This is a genomic window from Pseudomonas sp. MAFF 730105 (assembly GCF_055380705.1).
Window position 1 is genome coordinate 3059786 of sequence record NZ_AP018438.1, and the last position, 17235, is coordinate 3077020.

Genomic DNA, 17235 nt, shown 5'->3' on the forward strand with positions numbered 1-17235 from the left:
TCAGGCAATCTCGAACAGGGTCCCGGCGCAATAGCCTGCCTGGATGGGTGGGTTCTCCTGTCGAGGCCGCACTGATTCCATGGCGCCTCGACTCCATCCGCTGGCCCTGGCCGTGATGTCGCTTTATGCCTGCACGGCCACCGCTGCCGATGCTGACGGCCCGACGTTTTCCGTGAGCAGCTTCGGCACGATCGGCATGGTTCATTCCAGCGAGAAGAAAGCCGACTTCACTTCCAGCATCTACAAGCCCAACGGCGCCGGTCACTCGCGCAGTTGGAGTGCCGATGTCGACAGCCTGATCGGTGCGCAAGTGACGGCACGCTTCACCCCGGAACTCTCGGCGGTGGTGCAGGTGATCTCGGAGCAGCGTTACGACAACAGCTACCGTCCCTACGTCGAATGGGCAAACTTCAAGTATCAGGTCACACCCGATTTCAGCCTGCGTGTCGGTCGCACGGTACAGCCGGCCTTCCTGTTTTCCGACAGCCGCAAGGTAGGCTATACGCTTCCCTGGGTGCGCCCCCCGGGGGAGGTCTACAGCATGATCCCTGTCACCGCGACCGATGGCATGGACCTCAGCTACCGGCTGCACTTGGGCGATGTCATCAATACCGTGCAAGGCAATGTCGGGCAGAGCACGGTCCGGATGCCCAACGATACGGGCGAGACCCGGGCCAGAGGCTCATGGGGCGTTTCCAACCTGACCGAATACGGTGCCTTGACCACGCGCATCACCTACCAGCACACGCGCTTGACCTTCGAGCCGTTCAACCCGCTCTTCGATGGTTTCCGGCAGTTCGGCGAGGACGGCAACGACATCGCCGACCGCTACGACACCAAGGGCAAGGCCTTCAACTTCGTCGGTGTCGGGGCGATCTATGATCCTGGCGACTGGTTCGTCATGGGCGAATGGGGGCATTTCGACAGTCACGCGGTGTTCGGTGAGATGAGTGCCTGGTATGTCAGTACTGGCTACCGGATCGAGGCGTTCACGCCTTATGTCACGTATGCGCGATCAAAGACTCTGAGCGAAACGTCCACCGATGGGTTGGACACCTCGACGTTGCCGCCGGAACTGGCCGATGCCGCGGGGGGGCTCAACGGAGCGCTCAACGCCATCCTGGGCGCCGGCAGCCGCCAGCAAACCCTGTCGCTGGGTGTGCGCTGGGATTTCACGAAGAACATGGATGCCAAATTGCAGTACGACCACACGCGAATGGATGGCGTCACGACGGGCCCGTTGACCAACTTCCAGCCGGGTTTCGAGCCGGGCGGCTCGTTCAGCGTGCTCAGCCTCGCTGTCGATTTTGTCTTCTGATGAGGCCGATCATGGGGTTTCTCAAGCGCACCGGATGCGCAGTGGCAGGAATCACCTTGTATGCAGGCAGTACGCTCGTCATGGCTGATGTGGTGGTGGTCGTCTCGACGGCCAGTCCGGTGAAAGCGCTGGCGAGCAGCCAGGTGGCGAATATTTTCCTGGGCAAGGCCAGCCGCTTTCCCGAAGGCGAGCAAGCCATGCCAGTCGACCAGCCTGAGGGCGCAGCCGTGCGCGATGAGTTCTACACCAAATACACCGGCAAATCCGCCGCGCAACTCAAGACGCATTGGTCAAAAATCATATTTACCGGCCGGGGCCAGCCTCCGGAGACGCTTTCCAACAGTGCGGAAGTCAAGAAGCACGTTGCCGGGAATCCCGGTGCCATCGGCTATATCGATGCGCGCGAAGTGGATGACAGTGTCAGGGTCGTGTTGTCCGATCCGCAATGAGCAATTACACGTCCGTCTTGGTATGCGTTGTCTGTCCTTGCAGCAATACCTTGAACTGATCGGCAGGTACCGGCTTGTTGAAGTAGAAGCCTTGGAATTCGTCGCAGGCGTTGTCCCGCAGGAAATCGGCCTGCTCCTTGGTTTCCACGCCCTGGGCAACCACGGTCAGGCTGAGGGTCCTGCCCATGGTGATGATAGCCTCGGTCAAGGCTCTGTCTTCCGCCAGGCTGGTGACATCGCGGATGAACGAGCGATCGATCTTGATCGAGTCGAGCGGGAACTGTTTGAGTGCCGAAAGCGAAGAGTAGCCAATACCGAAGTCATCGATAGCGATTCGGATATTCAGCGCCTTGAGGTCGGTCAACACCTGCAGAGTCTTCCTGACATCCTGCATGAGCAGGCTCTCGGTGATCTCCAGTTCCAGCAGACGGGCGTCCATGCCGGTGTCCGCCAGTATCGTCGCAAGGTCGGTCAAGAGATGCTCATCGGCAAACTGACGGGCCGTCAGGTTCACGGCGACGCACAGGTGTGGCAGGCCCTGTCGTTGCCAGGCCACGTTCTGCTCGCAGACCGTCCTGAGCACCCACTTGCCGATAGGGAGGATCAGGCCGGTCTCTTCGGCCACCGGAATGAACTGCATGGGCGCGACCAGTCCCAGGTCAGGGTGCTCCCAGCGCAGGAGGGCTTCCATGCCAGTGATCTGACCGCTGTCAATATCCCGCTTGGCCTGGTAGTGCAGGCGGAACTCGTTGCGTTCAAGTGCATGCCGCAGGCCGAGTTCCAGCGTCTGCCGTTCCAGCGACTCCGCGTTCAGTTTCTCGGAGTAGAACTGAAAGGTGTTTTTTCCCTGTTGCTTGGCCTGATACATCGCGATATCGGCGTTTTTCTTCAGCGTCTGTTCGTCCTGGCCATCCCGGGCGAAGAGACTGATCCCGATGCTGGCGGTAACCCGAAACTCTTGCTCTCTAAGGTGGAAGGGCCGGGCAACTGCGGCGAGGATTTTCTGGGCGGTGCCTGCCACATACTTTTCATCAGACAGTTGCGGCAGTAACACGACAAATTCGTCACCGCCCAATCGGGCGACGATATCGCTCTCGCGCAGACAGGCCTTGAGGCGGTTCGCGACTTCTTGCAGCAACTGATCGCCAGCATCGTGGCCAAGGGTGTCGTTGATTTGTTTGAAGCGGTCAAGGTCAAGGAACAGCACCGCCATTTGCCGCTGATAACGATGGGCTTCGTGGATGTGCTGAATCAACAGTTTGCTGAACAGGCTGCGATTGGGCAGCCCCGTGAGGGCGTCGTGATAGGCGAGGTATTCGACACGCTCGGCATAGGCCACCTTGGCTTCAGCGGCCTGCAGCCGGCTTTGTGCAAGCTGCCAGCTCATGCGGCTCAGTAGGCCGGCGAGGAGCACCAGCAGCAGGCTGACACCCGCCGAACGCCGCAGGTAGGTCTGGGCTTGCCGGTTCACGGCAACCAGTTGTTCTTCTTCGGATAAGCCGACGATCACCGCGAGGGGAAGGTCATAGAGCTGACGGGCGCTGGTGTAGCGCCGCACCCCGTCCCAGCTGTTGGTCAACAACGAGGTCTGGATGTCCTCGGTATCCGGGACCAGCGCCTCGTAGTCGACCGCATCGCCGGCCTGGATCGACTCTCCGGTGCGCCGCACCCGAAAGACTCCATCGGTGCCCAGCAGCCCCAGCACACCCCGCTCACCGAGTTTCGAGGTGTCATAGCTGCTGGCGAAATAGGCCGCATCGACCTCGACCCTGGCAACGCCCGAGAACGTGCCATCTGGCGTGTTGAGGCGCCGACTGAAGCGCAAGCGCCATTCCCCGGTCAGAGGATCCCTCCAGGGGCGACTGATCAGGAGCGTATCGTTGTTGCGCAACGTCCGCAGTTCATCCAGGTCGCTGGCGGGTCCCGTTTCGTCCGCCCGGGTGCTGGCCAACAGCTTGGCGTCGGCGTTGACCACACTGACATCGAATAGCAGGGCGGGTGGTAACAACGCCCGCTCCTTGAGCCGCGGCAACGGGTTGCGCTCGCCTTCGGCCTCGTAGGTGTATTTGACGAGCTTGAGGGTTTGGTCGATCTCACGAACCGCGCGCAGGATTTGCGCTTCGTAGGTGGCGCCGATTTCCTGGCTGACCGTGGCGGCGTTGCGCTGGGCTCGGGTCTGTTCGACCTGGATGAGGTAGAGGGTCGCGGCCCAGAGGGCAAGCAAGAGCAGGGCGGACAATAGCGGAAGCAGGATATAGGCTTCCCTGAGGTGGCCGAGTCCATCTCGGAAGACGGGGCTCGTGCCCTCGGATGTCGTGTCTTCGGATGCCGTGATACCGGGAGCCAGTCTCAGTTCACTTGTCCGTTGGATCGACATGATGTGCTCCCTGAATGACACCTGCGCGTCCGTGCGAAAAAACATCAATTAATTAAAGGGAAACTATAGACCAGATATTCTCCTTGTTCCGCCCCGCTGGGCTGCGAAGCGGTCCCCTCAACCCGTTTGACATACCGCATGCTCAGGTTTTGGGGGCGCTTCGCGCCCCAGCGGGGATAAATCCCCTCGCCACGGGTGGATTCCTGCGAGATTTTCAGAAGGCCCTGGCTCCCTCAACGCCGCCCCACGCGCGTACTCACATCCACCCAAACCGCCAGCACCAGGATGCTGCCCTTGACGATCATCTGCCAGTAACTGTCGACGTCGAGCATCGACATGCCGTTGTCCAGGCTGGTGATGACCAGCGCGCCGAGGAGGGCGCCGTAGACGGTGCCGGAGCCGCCGCGCATGGAGGTGCCGCCGATGAAGCAGGCGGCGATGGCGTCGAGTTCGCCCATGTTGCCGGCCGAGGGGGAACCCGCTGCCAGGCGTGCGGTGTTGACCAGGCCGGCGAGGGCGCACATCACCCCCATGATGCCGAAGATCCACAGTTTCACCGCTTGCACGTTGATGCCGGACAGGCGTGTGGCTTCCATATTGCTGCCCACCGAGTAGACGCGGCGTCCGAACACGGTCTGGCTGGTGACGTAGCTGAACACTCCCAGCAGGATCAGCAGGAGCAGCACCGGAACCGGAATGCCGTCGTAGCTGTTGAGGGTATGGACGAACCCGGCCAGCACCGCGCCAATCGCCACCACGCGCAATACGTCGCGCACCAGGGAGTGTGCCGTCAGGCCATGGAGGGCGCGGTTACGGCGTTGTTTCCAGGTCAGGAAAACGGTGAGGGAGAACAGCAGTACGCCCAGCGCCACACCCACGGTTTGCGGCAGGTAACCCTGGCCGACGTAGACCAGCTCCGGCGAGACCGGGGCAATGGTGGTGCCGCCGGTGATGCCCAGCAGGACCCCGCGAAACGCCAGCATGCCGCCCAGTCCCACGATGAACGACGGAATACGCAGGTAAGCGGTCATGAAACCGTTGGCCAGGCCGATGACCAAGCCGCACAGGGCCACCAGGCTGAGGTTGGCCAGCAGCGGTATGTGATAGACCACGTCGAGAATCGCCGCCAGGCCACCCAGCAACCCGAGCAACGAGCCCACCGACAGATCGATTTCACCGCTGATGATCACCAGCACCATGCCGCAGGCGAGGATCCCGGTGATGGACATCTGCCGCAGCAGGTTGGACAGGTTGCGCGGGGTCAGGAAGCCGCCGTCAGTCTGCCAGCTGAAGAACAGCCAGATGACCGCCACGGCGATCACCAGCGCGAGCATTTTGTAGCGGGTGAAGAGTTGTTTGACCTGATTCATCTACGCGGACTTCCGATCATTATTGTTATGGCCATCGGGATGGCTGAGCGCAGCAGCGAGCACTTGTTCCTGGGTGAGGCCGTGGTTGACGAAGTCACCCCGCAACTGGCCTTCGCCGATCACCAGTACGCGGTCGGAAACCCCCAGCACTTCGGCCAGCTCCGAGGAAACCATGATGATCGACACCCCTTGGGCCGCCAGCGCCCCCATCAGTTTGTAGATCTCGTACTTGGCGCCGACGTCCACGCCCCGGGTAGGTTCATCGAGAATCAGCACCCGGGGTTTGGTCAGGAGCATTTTCGCCAGCACGGCTTTTTGCTGGTTGCCGCCGGAGAGGCTGGTGATCGGCAGGAACGGGCTCGCCGTCTTGAGGTGCATGCGTGAGATTTCCCGGTCGATGCTGCCCAGTTCGGCTTCGGCGTCGATGCGGGTCAGCTTCGAGAAATTCTCCAGCACGGCGAGGGTGATGTTCTGGCCGACGCCCAGGTCCGGAATGATCCCTTGGCGCTTGCGGTCCTCGGGGACCATGCACAGGCCGGCGCGGATCGACTTGAGGGGCGTGCGGGTGTCGATCGGTTGGCCGTCCAGCCAGACTTCCCCTTCATGACGCCCGGGGTAGGCACCGAACAGCGCCGACACCAGCTCCGTGCGACCGGCACCGACGAGCCCGGCGATGCCGAGGATTTCACCGCGTTTGAGCACGAACGAGATATCGTCGACCCGTTTGCGCCGGGGATTATCAACGTCGTAGCAGGTGATGTGGCGCGCTTCGAAAATTACCTCGCCGATGTCATGGGGTTCGGTGGGGTAGAGGTTGCTCATTTCCCGCCCGACCATCTGGGTGATGATCCGTGGGATATCCATGTCGGCCATGGCGGTGGTCGCGATGTGCTTGCCGTCGCGGATCACTGAAATGGTGTCGCACACAGCCGCCACTTCATCGAGCTTGTGGGAGATGTAGACGCAGGCTACGCCCTTGGCCTTGAGGTCACGGATGATATCCAGCAGCACCTCGATTTCCGAACGGGTCAGGGCCGATGACGGCTCGTCGAGGATCAGCAGGCGCGCCTGTTTGTTCAGCGCCTTGGCGATTTCCACCAGTTGCTGGTAGCCACCGCCATACTGCGACACCGGGAGCGAGACGTTCATGTCCGGTACCTTGAGCTCACGCATCAGGGCTTCGGCACGGTGGATCATCGCCGGGTAGTTCATGCGCCCACCGGGCAGGGTCAGCTCGTGGCCCATGAAGATGTTCTCGGCCACCGACAGGTCGGGTACCAGCGTCAGTTCCTGGTGAATGATGACGATCCCGGCGGCTTCGGTTTCGCTGATGGACTGTGCCTTGAGCGGTTGGCCATCCCAGAGGATCTCACCGTCCCAGGTGCCGTAGGGGTAGACCGCCGAGAGGACTTTCATCAAGGTGGATTTGCCGGCGCCGTTCTCGCCGCACAGGCCGACGCATTCCCCCGGCCGGACCTTGATGTCGATGCCATTCAGGGCTTTGACACCGTCGAAGGTTTTGACGATGCCGTTCATTTGCAGCAGGTAATCGGACATGGCAAGGACTCGTGGAAAAGGTCTTACACATAAGCCTGCCGGTCAATCTCCTGTGGGAGCGAGCCTGCTCGCGATAGCGGTGGTTCAGCGTGCATCGATGTCGGATGTGCTGTCGCCATCGCGAGCAGGCTCGCTCCCACAGGGACCAAGTTTTACTGACCGGCGGTGTTCAACTTACTGCCCGGCGATCTGTGCCTTGGTATAGAAACCGTCTTTTTCCAGCAGGTCGATGTTGTCCTTGGTCAACGGGGTCGGGGTGAGCAGGATGGTGTCGACTTTCTTGCTGCCGTTGTCGTACTGCGAACTGAAGGCTGGCTTCTCGTTGCGCGCCAGTTGTACCGAAAGCTTGGCGGCTTCGGAGGCAATCAGCTTCAGGGGCTTGTAGACGGTCATGGTCTGGGTGCCATCGATCACCCGCTTGACCGCTGCCAGGTCGGCGTCCTGGCCCGAGATCGGTACCTTGCCGGCCATTTTCTGCGCGGCCAGGGCCTGGATGGCGCCGCCTGCGGTGGCGTCGTTGGAGGCGACAATGCCGTCGATCTTGTTGTTGTTCCGCGTCAGGGCGTTTTCAACAATGCTCAAGGCTTCGGTGGGGTTCCATTCCTTCACCCACTGTTGGCCGACGATCTTGATGTCGCCCTTGTCGATGGCCGGTTGCAGCACCTTCATCTGGCCTTCGCGCAGGACCTTGGCGTTGTTGTCGGTAGGCGCGCCGCCGAGCAGGAAATAGTTGCCCTTGGGTGCGGCTTTCAGCACGCCGCTGGCCTGCATTTCACCGACCTTTTCGTTATCGAAGGAAATGTAGGCGTCGATATCGGCGTTCAGGATCAGCCGGTCATAGGACACCACCTTGATCCCGGCTTTCTTGGCTTCGGCGACGGCGTTGGTCAACACGGTGGCGTTGAACGGCACGATGACGATCACATCGACGCCACGGGAGATGAGGTTTTCGATCTGCGAAATCTGCTTCTGCTCGTTGGCATCGGCTGATTGCATGAAGACCTTGGCGTCCATTTTTTCCGCCGCCGCCACGAAGTAATCACGGTCCCGAGACCAGCGTTCCAGGCGCAGGTCGTCGATGGAAAAACCGATCTTCGGGTGCGCTGCATCGGCCATGACCGGAAGCGACAGCAGGGCCAGGGCGCTGGCGAGTAAGGTGCGTTTTACAGTTTTCATTGTGGTGCGTCCTTTTATTTTTGTTTGAAAGACACTGCCTGACGATGAGCGTGATGCCGGTAGAACTGTAGAGCGTTGCACAGCGTCGTGGGCGGAGATTTGTCGTGGGAATGTCACAGCCTCTTTTGCAGGTCAGACTAATCAGGATTGCTTTTGGGGGCCGCTTCGCAGCCCAGCGGGGATAAATCCCCTCGCCACAACGGAGTCAGGGGTAGATGAACCGGTTGACGACCCCTTCCAGCATCTCCTGCCGACCACTGACCGCCTGCGGATTCAGCTCGTTGAGGAAGGCATGCTCGGCCAGCGAGGCGAGGCTGAACTTGCCCGCCAGCACCGCCTGGCCGAACGGTTGCTGCCAGCCGGCGTAGCGTTGATCCTTGAATTGCTGGAGCCGGTCGTTCTGCACCATGGCCGCTGCGCGCTCCAGGGCCAGGGCCAGGACGTCCATCGCTGCGACATGGCCGTGGAACAGGTCGAGTTCGTCCACGCTCTGGCGACGGACCTTGGCGTCGAAGTTGAACCCGCCATTCTTGAAACCGCCGGCCTTGAGGATCTCGTAGGTGGCGAGGGTCATTTCCTCGACGCTGTTGGGGAACTGGTCGGTGTCCCAGCCGTTCTGCGGATCGCCACGGTTGGCGTCGATGCTGCCGAAGATTCCCAGCGAAGTGGCGGTGGCAATCTCGTGATGGAAACTGTGCCCGGCCAGGGTGGCGTGGTTGGCCTCGATGTTGACCTTGATCTCGTTTTCCAGGCCGAACTGTTGCAGGAAGCCGAAGACCGTGGCGCTGTCGTAATCGTATTGGTGCTTGGTCGGCTCCTGTGGCTTGGGCTCGATCAGCAGGTCGCCCTTGAAGCCGATCTTGTGCTTGTGCTCGACCACCATGCCCATGAAGCGGCCCAGTTGCTCGCGCTCGCGTTTCAGGTCGGTATTGAGCAGGGTCTCGTAACCTTCGCGCCCCCCCACAAGACGTAGTTGGCGCCCTTGAGGCGCAGGGTGGCATTCATGGCGCTGAACACTTGGGCGGCGGCGCAGGCGAAGACTTCCGGATCGGGGTTGGTGGCGGCCCCGGCGGCGAAGCGCGGGTTGCTGAAGCAGTTGGCAGTGCCCCACAGCAGTTTGATCCCGGTCTGTTCCTGATGGCGTTCCAGGTGGTCGGTCATCAACGCGAAGTGGTTACGGTATTCCTTCAGCGAGCTGCCTTCCGGGGCGACATCGGTGTCGTGGAAGCAGTAATAGTCGACGCCCAGTTTGGAGAAGAACTCGAAGGCGGCTTCGGCCTTGCCGATGGCCAGCTCCATCGGATCCCCAGTGCGTTGCCAGGGGCGCTTGAACGTACCGGCACCGAACACATCGGACCCCGGCCAGACGAACGTGTGCCAGTAGCACACCGCCATGCGCAGGTGCTCACGCATGGGTTTGCCGAGGACGAGCTTGTCAGCGTCATAGTGACGGAAGGCGAGGGGCGAATCGCTGGCGGGGCCTTCGTAGCGAATCTTGTCGACACCGGGAAAGTACGGCATGGGCGATATCCTTTTTATTCTTGGCGGTGTCCCGATACTAACGCCGGCCCTATGGCTGATGATTATGAAAATCACCAGAGGGCAGTTCGATTTTGTATTGAGCTTCGGGGGCCACGCGCCTAGTCTGTGTTCACCGGCCCAGGGTGAAAACAATGAAAACCATCCCCCCCGTCCACCGCATTGCGCTGTTGTTCAACGGCAGCAAGATCTACGATCGCGGCATCATCAGCGGCATCGGTAACTACCTGAGCAGCACCCGCGCGTCCTGGGACCTCTTTCTTGAGGAGGATTTCCTGTGCCGGTTGAAGGGGATCGAACGCTGGCAGGGCGACGGGATCATCGCCGACTTCGATGACCCGCTGATTGGCGAGGCGCTGGCCGGGATCCGTTTGCCGGTGGTGGCGGTGGGCGGTTCCTACCAGGATGAGCGTGCCTATCCCAAGGGCATTCCCTATGTCGCCACCGACAATTTCGCGCTGATGAAGTTGGCCTACGAGCACTTGATCGAAGCCGGCCTCACGCGCTTTGCCTGCTTCAGCCTGCCCGAAGCACAAGCCAATCGTTGGGCTCAGGAGCGGGAGAAAGCCTTCCGTTCACTGGTGCAGCGAGATGGCCTGCCGGCGGAGATCTATCGCGGCATGGGCACCAGCGCGCCACTTTGGGACAGTGCCGTCGAACAGCAGATCGCCTGGCTGCAAAGCCTGCCCAAACCCATCGGCATCATCGCCGTCAGCGATGCCCGTGCCCGACAACTGCTGCAAGCCTGCCTGACCGCGGGCATCGCGGTGCCGGAGCAGGTGGCGCTGATCGGCATCGACAACGACCCACTGACCCGCAGCCTGACCCGGGTGCCCCTGAGTTCAGTGATCCAGGGCACCGAAACCATGGGCCGCACCGCCGCGCGCCTGCTCCACCAGATGCTGCACGGCATGCCCTCCACGGGCATGCATATATTGATACCTCCCGACGCGATCAACGTGCAGGCCTCGAGCCTGCATCAACCGTTGGGCAACCCCTATGTCATGCAGGCGTTGCTGTTCATCCGCCAATACGCTTGTCAGGGTATCAAGACCGCGCAAGTGGCGGGATATGTAGGGGTGTCGCGGTCATCGCTGGAAGCGCATTTTCGCAAGGAGCGGGGGTGCAGCGTGCATGACGAGATCTTGCGGTTCAGGTTGGCCGCGGCGGCCAGTGGGTTGGAGAGGACGGATTTGGCGATCGCTGACATTGCCCGCAACTGCGGCTTCAAGTCGGCGCAATATCTGCACACAGTATTTCGTCGGGAGTTTGGGTGCACACCCAGGCAGTATCAGCAGGAGGAGCGCGACCCCTTCTCCGGGAAGCGCTCTTTGAATTTCACCATTGCTGAAAATTCCGGTTGTGAAAAAACACAACTGGAGTAGCATCCGACTCAAGGACAGGGAAGCCTATGGATATACTCAAGCCATCACGTTTTGACGCCGCCGCCATTTTGTACCCGAACGACAAGGCCGGGCTGGATCGCTGCCGGCGCATGTTGAGGATGGCCCGTCCGACAGCGTTCGCGGACCTGCAGAAACTGTTCGGTACCCACGGTATCGATCTGTTCAAGCCGAGAGCCGCAGCGAATTGGATCGTGATTGACGTAGGGGGCAACAATCTCAGGGTGATAGGGGGTGTCCACTACATCCGACAGAAATTCTACGTCAAACACATCTGCACGCATGCCGATTACGACGTTGCCAACGTCTGGTATGCAAGAAACAAAGGAGTAAAACGATGAGCGCAGTCCGGAATGACTTTCAGACCGTGATCGCAACGCTTGGCGAGCTACACGCGGTGCTGGAGCGCCTGCGGGGTGAGTTCGTACATGGCATCGAGACGCCCGCCGATTATGAGCGTGCGACCGATCTGCTTGATGAACTCACCGACGGGCGCGAGTTGAGCAAGGTCGAGGAGAAAATTCTCGTCGAGCTCGAAGACGAAATACTGGCCTACCAGCGCGACTCCGACCAGTTTCGCGAATCCACTGCCGCGTTTGAAGCGACATGCACCCCGGTGCAATTGATCAGGGACCTGATGGAGACGCTCGGGCTCACGGGCTCGGACCTCCCTGAAATTGGCGACAAGACGGCGGTGTCCAAGGTGTTGAGTGGGGATCGGCCCATCAGTCACAAGATGGCGTATGCGCTGGCGCAGCGGTTTGCGATGGAGCCGGGTGCTTTTCTATCGGCAGCCCCGGCCAAGCCGACCCCTATTGAAACCGCTCGCCCTACGGCCAGGAAGCCCGCGAAGTACAGCGTTCGCAACGAGCCGCTGGTCGCACACCTGGCAACCGAGGCCGGTACCGATGAATACAAGGTGGCCGCTTCCAGGAAGCGCAAACCGACAGGCAAGGACCCGGCCAAGGGTTAGTCCCGTACCGCCTCCACGTAATGCGCTTGCGAGATCTCAATGACTGAATACCGCGGATTGATCCTCGAACGAACCCGTGCAGGTGCCACGGACAGTGCCATCGCGCAACTGGAAACCAGCCTTGGCGCCCGCCTGCCGGAAGACTACCGGCAGTTTCTCAAGACCTGCAACGGCGCCTACGTGGAATATGATGTTGTCGCGACCCTGGCCAATGGCGATGAGGAGCTGCTGAGCTTTTCGTTGTATGGGCTGGATCCGGACAAAGAGTATGAGTCCAACCCCTTTGAACTGGAGCAACTGCGTGCGGAACCCGGCTTCCCCGCGACCGGGCTGCTTCCAATCGGGCGTGACTGCGGCGCAAGCCTCTTGCTCCTGGACCTGCGAGAAGGGCGCCAGGACGTGGCCGCCATGGTCGCCGGCTTACCCGCTTGGACCGGCCGCCGCCAGCAAGGCGATGAATACGTCGTGTTGGCGAGTTCCTTTACCGGCTACCTGGATTCGCTGCATCTGTCCCATGAGCGGATCGAGGAACATATCGAGCACTTCATCATCAGCCCTGACAGTATCGAGGCGACCCTGGAATGGCTGGATAAAGGCAGCCCTGGGTGGCGAGAGCGCTACCGAGCGCAGTGGAATGCCAGGGTGGTGGACAGGCCGATCTGAGGCCTGCTTGCGATAGGGGAATGTCAGTTACGCAGGGGTTGAATGTGCCGCCGCCATCGCGAGCAGGCTCGCTCCCACAGGGTTTTTTGGCGTATGCAATGGCTGCGTACACCCCAGATCCAATGTGGGAGCGAGCCTGCTCGCGATGGCGGAATGTCAGTCACGAAGATGTCGAATGTGCCGCCGTCTTCGCGGGCAAGCCCGCTCCCACAGGGTTTTGTGGCGTATGCAATGGCTGCGTACACTCAGGTCCGATGTGGGAGCGAGCCTGCTCGCGATAGCGGTGGGTCAGGTTGCCGGGATGTTGGCTGTGCTGATGCCATCGCGAGCAGGGCTCGCTCCCACAGGGGGTTGTGGCGTATGCAGTTCCCCCATCCGGAAACCGCTACTGCAACGGCACATAAATATCCGTCTCCCACTGATCCTTCGGTGTCTCTGGATATACGCTCAGGTAGTGGAAGAACAGCGGCTGGTCGCGAAGCTCTTCTCCGCTGTTCGGAAGCCAGTCGCGGTAGATCGGGTAGATGCTTTCGCTGATCAGGTCCGTCGAGCCCAGGTGTCGCACCACGGCGTAACGGCCTCCGGGGATGAGGGTTTCGCGTATGCCGAAGGTGTTCGGCGCGACGGCCTGGTGTATCTCACCGCAAATGGCAAAGCGAAATGCTTCCGGCGGCGTGGTATCGGGGTTGGTGAAGGGAATACCGAAGGTACGACTCGATGCCACTGGCGATTGTCCGCTCTGCATGCGCCACTGGATGAAATGGCGCACGCTTTCATCGAGAAGCTGTGTCGGGCCGCGATGCTCGAGTGCGGCGACCCTGACTTCGGAAAAGTCCACGATGTGTAATTGCATGATGACGCTCCTGGAAAAGTGGGGGACTTCAAACGCCGCATTCCAGACTTGCCAGCTCGGTTGCCGCCTGAATGTACTCGGCGCTACACCGAACGCCCGCCTGAAGGCTCTGCTGAATGCCTCGGGGCTTTCGAAACCGGCATCGAAGGCTGCCTCCAGCACCGCATAATCTGCACGCGATGCCAGGCGATTGGCCGCCCGCCGCAGACGCATCAGTTGCACGTACCGTGCGACAGGCAAACCCATGTAGGCGGTGAACTGTCGATGGAAGTGAAACGCCGAGAAGTTCGCCACTTGGCTCAGCGTATTCACCGACAGCTCACCCTCGAGGTTGGCGTCGATGTAGGCGAGTACTGTGTTGAATCGCTTTAGGTAGGCAGCGTTGGTCGATTTGTCGTGCACCGGGCAAAGGCTCCTGGAAGGACGTTGGGCACAGGATCGGTCATGCCGACAGGTGTTCGCCTAGCCGCATTTGCTCAGGTAGCGAGCACGGGTGGTGATTACCCATGATATTTTCGGATGGTCAGTTTCGCCACTAACCCAGGATTTCCGTGGGAGCGAGTCTGCTCGCGATGACGGCGGCATATTCAACCTCAATGCAGGCTGTCCCACCGCAATCGCGAGCAGGCTCGCTCCCACAAGGCTTTAGCGTTCTTCGCGCATGATCCGCGCCACTTCACCTGACGCCTCGAGCTGCTCGAAAGCGCGCTGCGCTCGGGCGACGATCTCATCCGGCGTGCTCAGGCTGAAGGCCATGTAGACGCGGGCGGGACGCTCATCGAAGGAGTAGACCTCTTCCAGGTCGGCGAAGGCTACATGCTCTTCGTCGCAGATGATCCGTGCCGCGTTTTCCGGCATCGGCAAGAGCTGGACCTGACGGTTGAGCAGTTTCTGGAAGTTATCACGACGATCCGCTGATACCACCAACCGGGTAAACCCCTGCTGTTGCAAGAGCAACTGCTTGGAGTCGTTACGCACCACGCCCGTGGTATAGAGCTTGGCATCCTCGAGGTTGGCCAAGGTAATGTCGTGGCGTTCGCGCAGCTTGTAGAGCTTGATGGTCACCCGTTCCAGTTCGCCCACCCATTTGAACAGCGGCTCGCGCAGCACCGTGCGATCCATGGGATAGATGAGTACATTGGGCTCGTGCAGGGCCTTGTCGTAAGCCCGGGCCCAGGGGTACAGCAGGATATGGTGGTCGGTCAGCCCGGCTTTAGTCAGTGTCTCTTCTACGACGCGGGTGCCCGGCCCGACGAGCTTGCCATCACGCAGGTACGCGTACAGCGAGTCTTCGGTGACGACTTCGATCCCCTCGGCGTGACTGTGCAGGCTGGTCAAGGCCGCGAACAAACATAAGCAGAGCGTCAGGCGATAGTGCATACAGGCCTCACTGGTTTAGAAGGCAACGCAATTACGTCCTTGATGTTTGGCCCGATACAACGCCTGGTCGGCACGTTGTAGTAACAGGTCGAAATGATCCATGGTCTGCGGGTCCAGCTCGGCGACGCCGATGCTGAGGGTGACAAAGGGTGAAACCGACGAGCCGCTATGGGGCAGTTCGCGCTTGGCCAGGCTGGCACGAACCCGTTGGGCGGCGTCATAGGCCTGCTTTGCGTCGACATTAGGCAGCATCACGACGAACTCCTCGCCACCCACCCGGGCGGTCAGCTCACCGGAGCGCTCGAAGACGCCGCGAAGGGTTTCGGCGATTTGCTGCAGGCATTGGTCGCCCTGGATATGGCCGTAGGTGTCGTTGTAGAGCTTGAAAAAGTCGACGTCGCACATGAGCACCGACAATGGGGTCTTATAGCGAAGCGCACGACGAAACTCGACTTCCTTGAGCTCGTCGAAATAGCGACGGTTGGGCAGCCCGGTCAGCGCATCGTGCCGTGACAGGGCTTCGAGGGCCTGGTTGGCTGCCTTGAGTTCCGCGGTACGTGCCTCGACCAACTCGGCCAACTGATCGCGGCTGGCCTCAATGGCCAGTTCATCCAGGCGCTGGCGCTCCAGGTGAGTGTGGAGGTTGTCCTGGAGTTCGTTGAGCTGCGATTCAAGCAGGCTCAGTTCGTCCTGGCGACGCACCGAACGTTGCAGCTTGAAGTGCTGCCTGAGGGTCTGTGGCGTGAGTTGACCCAGGTGCCGGGCGATGTGGATGACGTGTACGGTCACCAGGCGATTGAACACGGTCATGACCAACCCGGCCAGTAACAGCGACTGGATCACCTGGGTGATGACGATGCTGCGGGCCTCGCTCCAGAGGCGTTCCCACAGCAGGTTGTTATCGCCTTCGATGGTCAGCTCACCAACCTTTTCGTTGGCGCCTTCGTAGGGTTGCGCGACGAGTTCACGCTGCAGCGTGGGCGCCGGGCCGGACATGACGACGGCGTATCGATTGAGTTCGATGATCTCGGGCGATTGTCCGGGTCGCAGGATCTTGAGCACCACGCGGCCCACCGGTGCCGCCTTGGCGACGCTGGAGAGTTGTTTGCCGAGGGATTCACGGTCCAGTTCCCAGATGGCGTGGGACAAGGTGTTCTGGAACACCTGGTCGATCAGGACCAGTTCCGAATTCATTTCCGCCAGATTGTTTTCCCAGGCGAGCCAGGTACGCAGCGTGACCATGGCCAGGGTAAAAAGCAGGCAGAACAACAGTGTCGCGAGTACCAGGCGACGCCCTAGCGAGCTGAACGCCTTGACCTGTGGTTGGATTGAAGGAGTCTCGGAGTGACGCGCCATCTCACAGCCATTTGTGCAGGATGGCATCGTAGACGCCATTGCGACGGATGGTCTCCAGGCCGGCGCGGAATTTCTCAACGGTCTCGACTGGCGTCTTGCGGCTGAACGCCATGCTCAGGCCTTCCTCGCGGCTCAAGGCGGGAATCGGCAATGTGCGGATCAACACCTTGGCTGGGTCTTCGCCGTTCTGGCGAACCAGGTATTGGGCGTTGAGTTCGTTGGAAATCCACATCTCCACATGGTCGACCTTGAGCTTGCGGTAGTTGTGCTCGTACTTGGTGCTCGACTGCAATTCCTCGCCGATACGGAAACCCTTCGAGACCAGGTATTGCTCGCCCACGTCCTGGTTGACGGTGGCGATCTGGTGACCACGGGCCTCGTCCAGCGAGTTGAGTTTCACGGGCCGGTCAGCCAGCGAATACAGGTACCAGCGGGTCGGTGCGATGGCGCCGACCCATTGGAAAAGCGATTCGCGTTCAGGGGTGCGGGCGATGGAGTAGATCAGCACGTTGCTGTCATCGAGCGCTAACTGATAGGCGCGCGCCCAAGGCATGGACTGGATCGGGGCCTGCATGCCGATTTCCTTGAGCACGGCCTGGACCACCTCGGTGCTCATGCCGGTCATCCGCCCATCCTGCGTCATGTTATAGGGTGGCAGTTCCTCCGTAACGATGCGTAGCGCAGGCTCTGCCGTGGCATTCGGCGAGAATCCGCTTGCAGCCATGAGCATCAGCACACCAAGCACCAGCAAACGGTCAAGCGACAGGACCATCGAAAATTACCCTAAGAAACCGGCAGGACACGGTGGGGCCAAAGAGCCC

14 protein-coding genes and 1 pseudogene are annotated in these 17235 nt (G+C 60.7%); 6 read left to right on the forward strand and 9 right to left on the reverse strand.

Translation table 11 applies throughout. From position 1 onward, the window contains the following. Positions 1 to 79 precede the first annotated feature (79 nt). Both PCOSP_RS13530 and PCOSP_RS13535 read left to right on the forward strand, forming a co-directional pair. Complete coding sequence (locus PCOSP_RS13530) at positions 80 to 1318, forward strand: hypothetical protein (RefSeq protein WP_464711677.1); 1239 nt, start codon at positions 80 to 82, stop codon at positions 1316 to 1318. Positions 1319 to 1329: 11 nt separating this feature from the next. Then, positions 1330 to 1767 carry a type 2 periplasmic-binding domain-containing protein gene (locus PCOSP_RS13535; RefSeq protein ID WP_175362861.1) on the forward strand — a complete coding sequence of 146 codons (438 nt, stop codon included), beginning with the start codon at positions 1330 to 1332 and terminating at the stop codon, positions 1765 to 1767. Positions 1768 to 1771: 4 nt separating this feature from the next. Here PCOSP_RS13535 and PCOSP_RS13540 read toward each other — a convergent pair whose 3' ends face one another. The 5 genes and pseudogenes from PCOSP_RS13540 to xylA all read right to left on the reverse strand — a co-directional run bounded on the left by PCOSP_RS13540 (position 1772) and on the right by xylA (position 9768). Continuing rightward, a complete protein-coding gene (locus PCOSP_RS13540; RefSeq protein WP_464711679.1) occupies positions 1772 to 4006 on the reverse strand; it encodes a putative bifunctional diguanylate cyclase/phosphodiesterase in 2235 nt (744 codons plus the stop codon). Between the two features lie 371 nt (positions 4007 to 4377). Further along, entirely contained in the window at positions 4378 to 5514 is a 1137-nt protein-coding gene (locus PCOSP_RS13545; protein WP_139650404.1) for a sugar ABC transporter permease, read from the reverse strand. Further along, the gene (xylG, locus tag PCOSP_RS13550; protein WP_139650403.1) at positions 5515 to 7071 is read right to left on the reverse strand and encodes a D-xylose ABC transporter ATP-binding protein; all 1557 of its coding nucleotides are present in this window, start codon (positions 7069 to 7071) and stop codon (positions 5515 to 5517) included. Positions 7072 to 7245: 174 nt separating this feature from the next. Then, positions 7246 to 8247 (reverse strand): D-xylose ABC transporter substrate-binding protein, encoded by a 1002-nt coding sequence (gene xylF, locus PCOSP_RS13555; protein ID WP_464711682.1) that lies wholly within the window; start codon positions 8245 to 8247, stop codon positions 7246 to 7248. A 205-nt stretch (positions 8248 to 8452) separates the two neighbouring features. After that, positions 8453 to 9768: pseudogene (gene xylA, locus PCOSP_RS13560) on the reverse strand (xylose isomerase). Positions 9769 to 9920: 152 nt separating this feature from the next. Here xylA and PCOSP_RS13565 point away from each other — a divergent pair. Genes PCOSP_RS13565 through PCOSP_RS13580 form a run of 4 tightly spaced genes read left to right on the forward strand, consistent with a single transcriptional unit; the run spans position 9921 to position 12825 of the window. Beyond that, positions 9921 to 11171, forward strand: a complete 1251-nt coding sequence (locus PCOSP_RS13565; RefSeq protein ID WP_464711684.1) for a XylR family transcriptional regulator — start codon at positions 9921 to 9923, stop codon at positions 11169 to 11171. 26 nt (positions 11172 to 11197) lie between these two features. Further along, positions 11198 to 11530 carry a type II toxin-antitoxin system HigB family toxin gene (locus PCOSP_RS13570; RefSeq protein WP_464711686.1) on the forward strand — a complete coding sequence of 111 codons (333 nt, stop codon included), beginning with the start codon at positions 11198 to 11200 and terminating at the stop codon, positions 11528 to 11530. Further along, entirely contained in the window at positions 11527 to 12162 is a 636-nt protein-coding gene (locus PCOSP_RS13575) for a helix-turn-helix domain-containing protein (protein WP_139650399.1), read from the forward strand. Before PCOSP_RS13570 ends, PCOSP_RS13575 begins: the two co-directional genes overlap by 4 nt. A 39-nt stretch (positions 12163 to 12201) precedes the next feature. Next, positions 12202 to 12825 (forward strand): SMI1/KNR4 family protein, encoded by a 624-nt coding sequence (locus tag PCOSP_RS13580; RefSeq protein WP_464711689.1) that lies wholly within the window; start codon positions 12202 to 12204, stop codon positions 12823 to 12825. Positions 12826 to 13210: 385 nt separating this feature from the next. Here PCOSP_RS13580 and PCOSP_RS13585 read toward each other — a convergent pair whose 3' ends face one another. The 4 genes from PCOSP_RS13585 to PCOSP_RS13600 form a co-directional block, all read right to left on the reverse strand. Then, a complete protein-coding gene (locus PCOSP_RS13585) occupies positions 13211 to 14080 on the reverse strand; it encodes an AraC family transcriptional regulator (protein ID WP_175386516.1) in 870 nt (289 codons plus the stop codon). Between the two features lie 243 nt (positions 14081 to 14323). Then, a complete protein-coding gene (locus PCOSP_RS13590; RefSeq protein ID WP_139650024.1) occupies positions 14324 to 15058 on the reverse strand; it encodes an ABC transporter substrate-binding protein in 735 nt (244 codons plus the stop codon). A 15-nt stretch (positions 15059 to 15073) separates the two neighbouring features. Continuing rightward, positions 15074 to 16414, reverse strand: coding sequence for a GGDEF domain-containing protein (locus PCOSP_RS13595; protein ID WP_464711691.1), 1341 nt, complete (start codon positions 16412 to 16414; stop codon positions 15074 to 15076). A 1-nt stretch (position 16415) separates the two neighbouring features. Further along, positions 16416 to 17186 carry a substrate-binding periplasmic protein gene (locus tag PCOSP_RS13600; RefSeq protein WP_139650021.1) on the reverse strand — a complete coding sequence of 257 codons (771 nt, stop codon included), beginning with the start codon at positions 17184 to 17186 and terminating at the stop codon, positions 16416 to 16418. Positions 17187 to 17235: the final 49 nt, after the last annotated feature.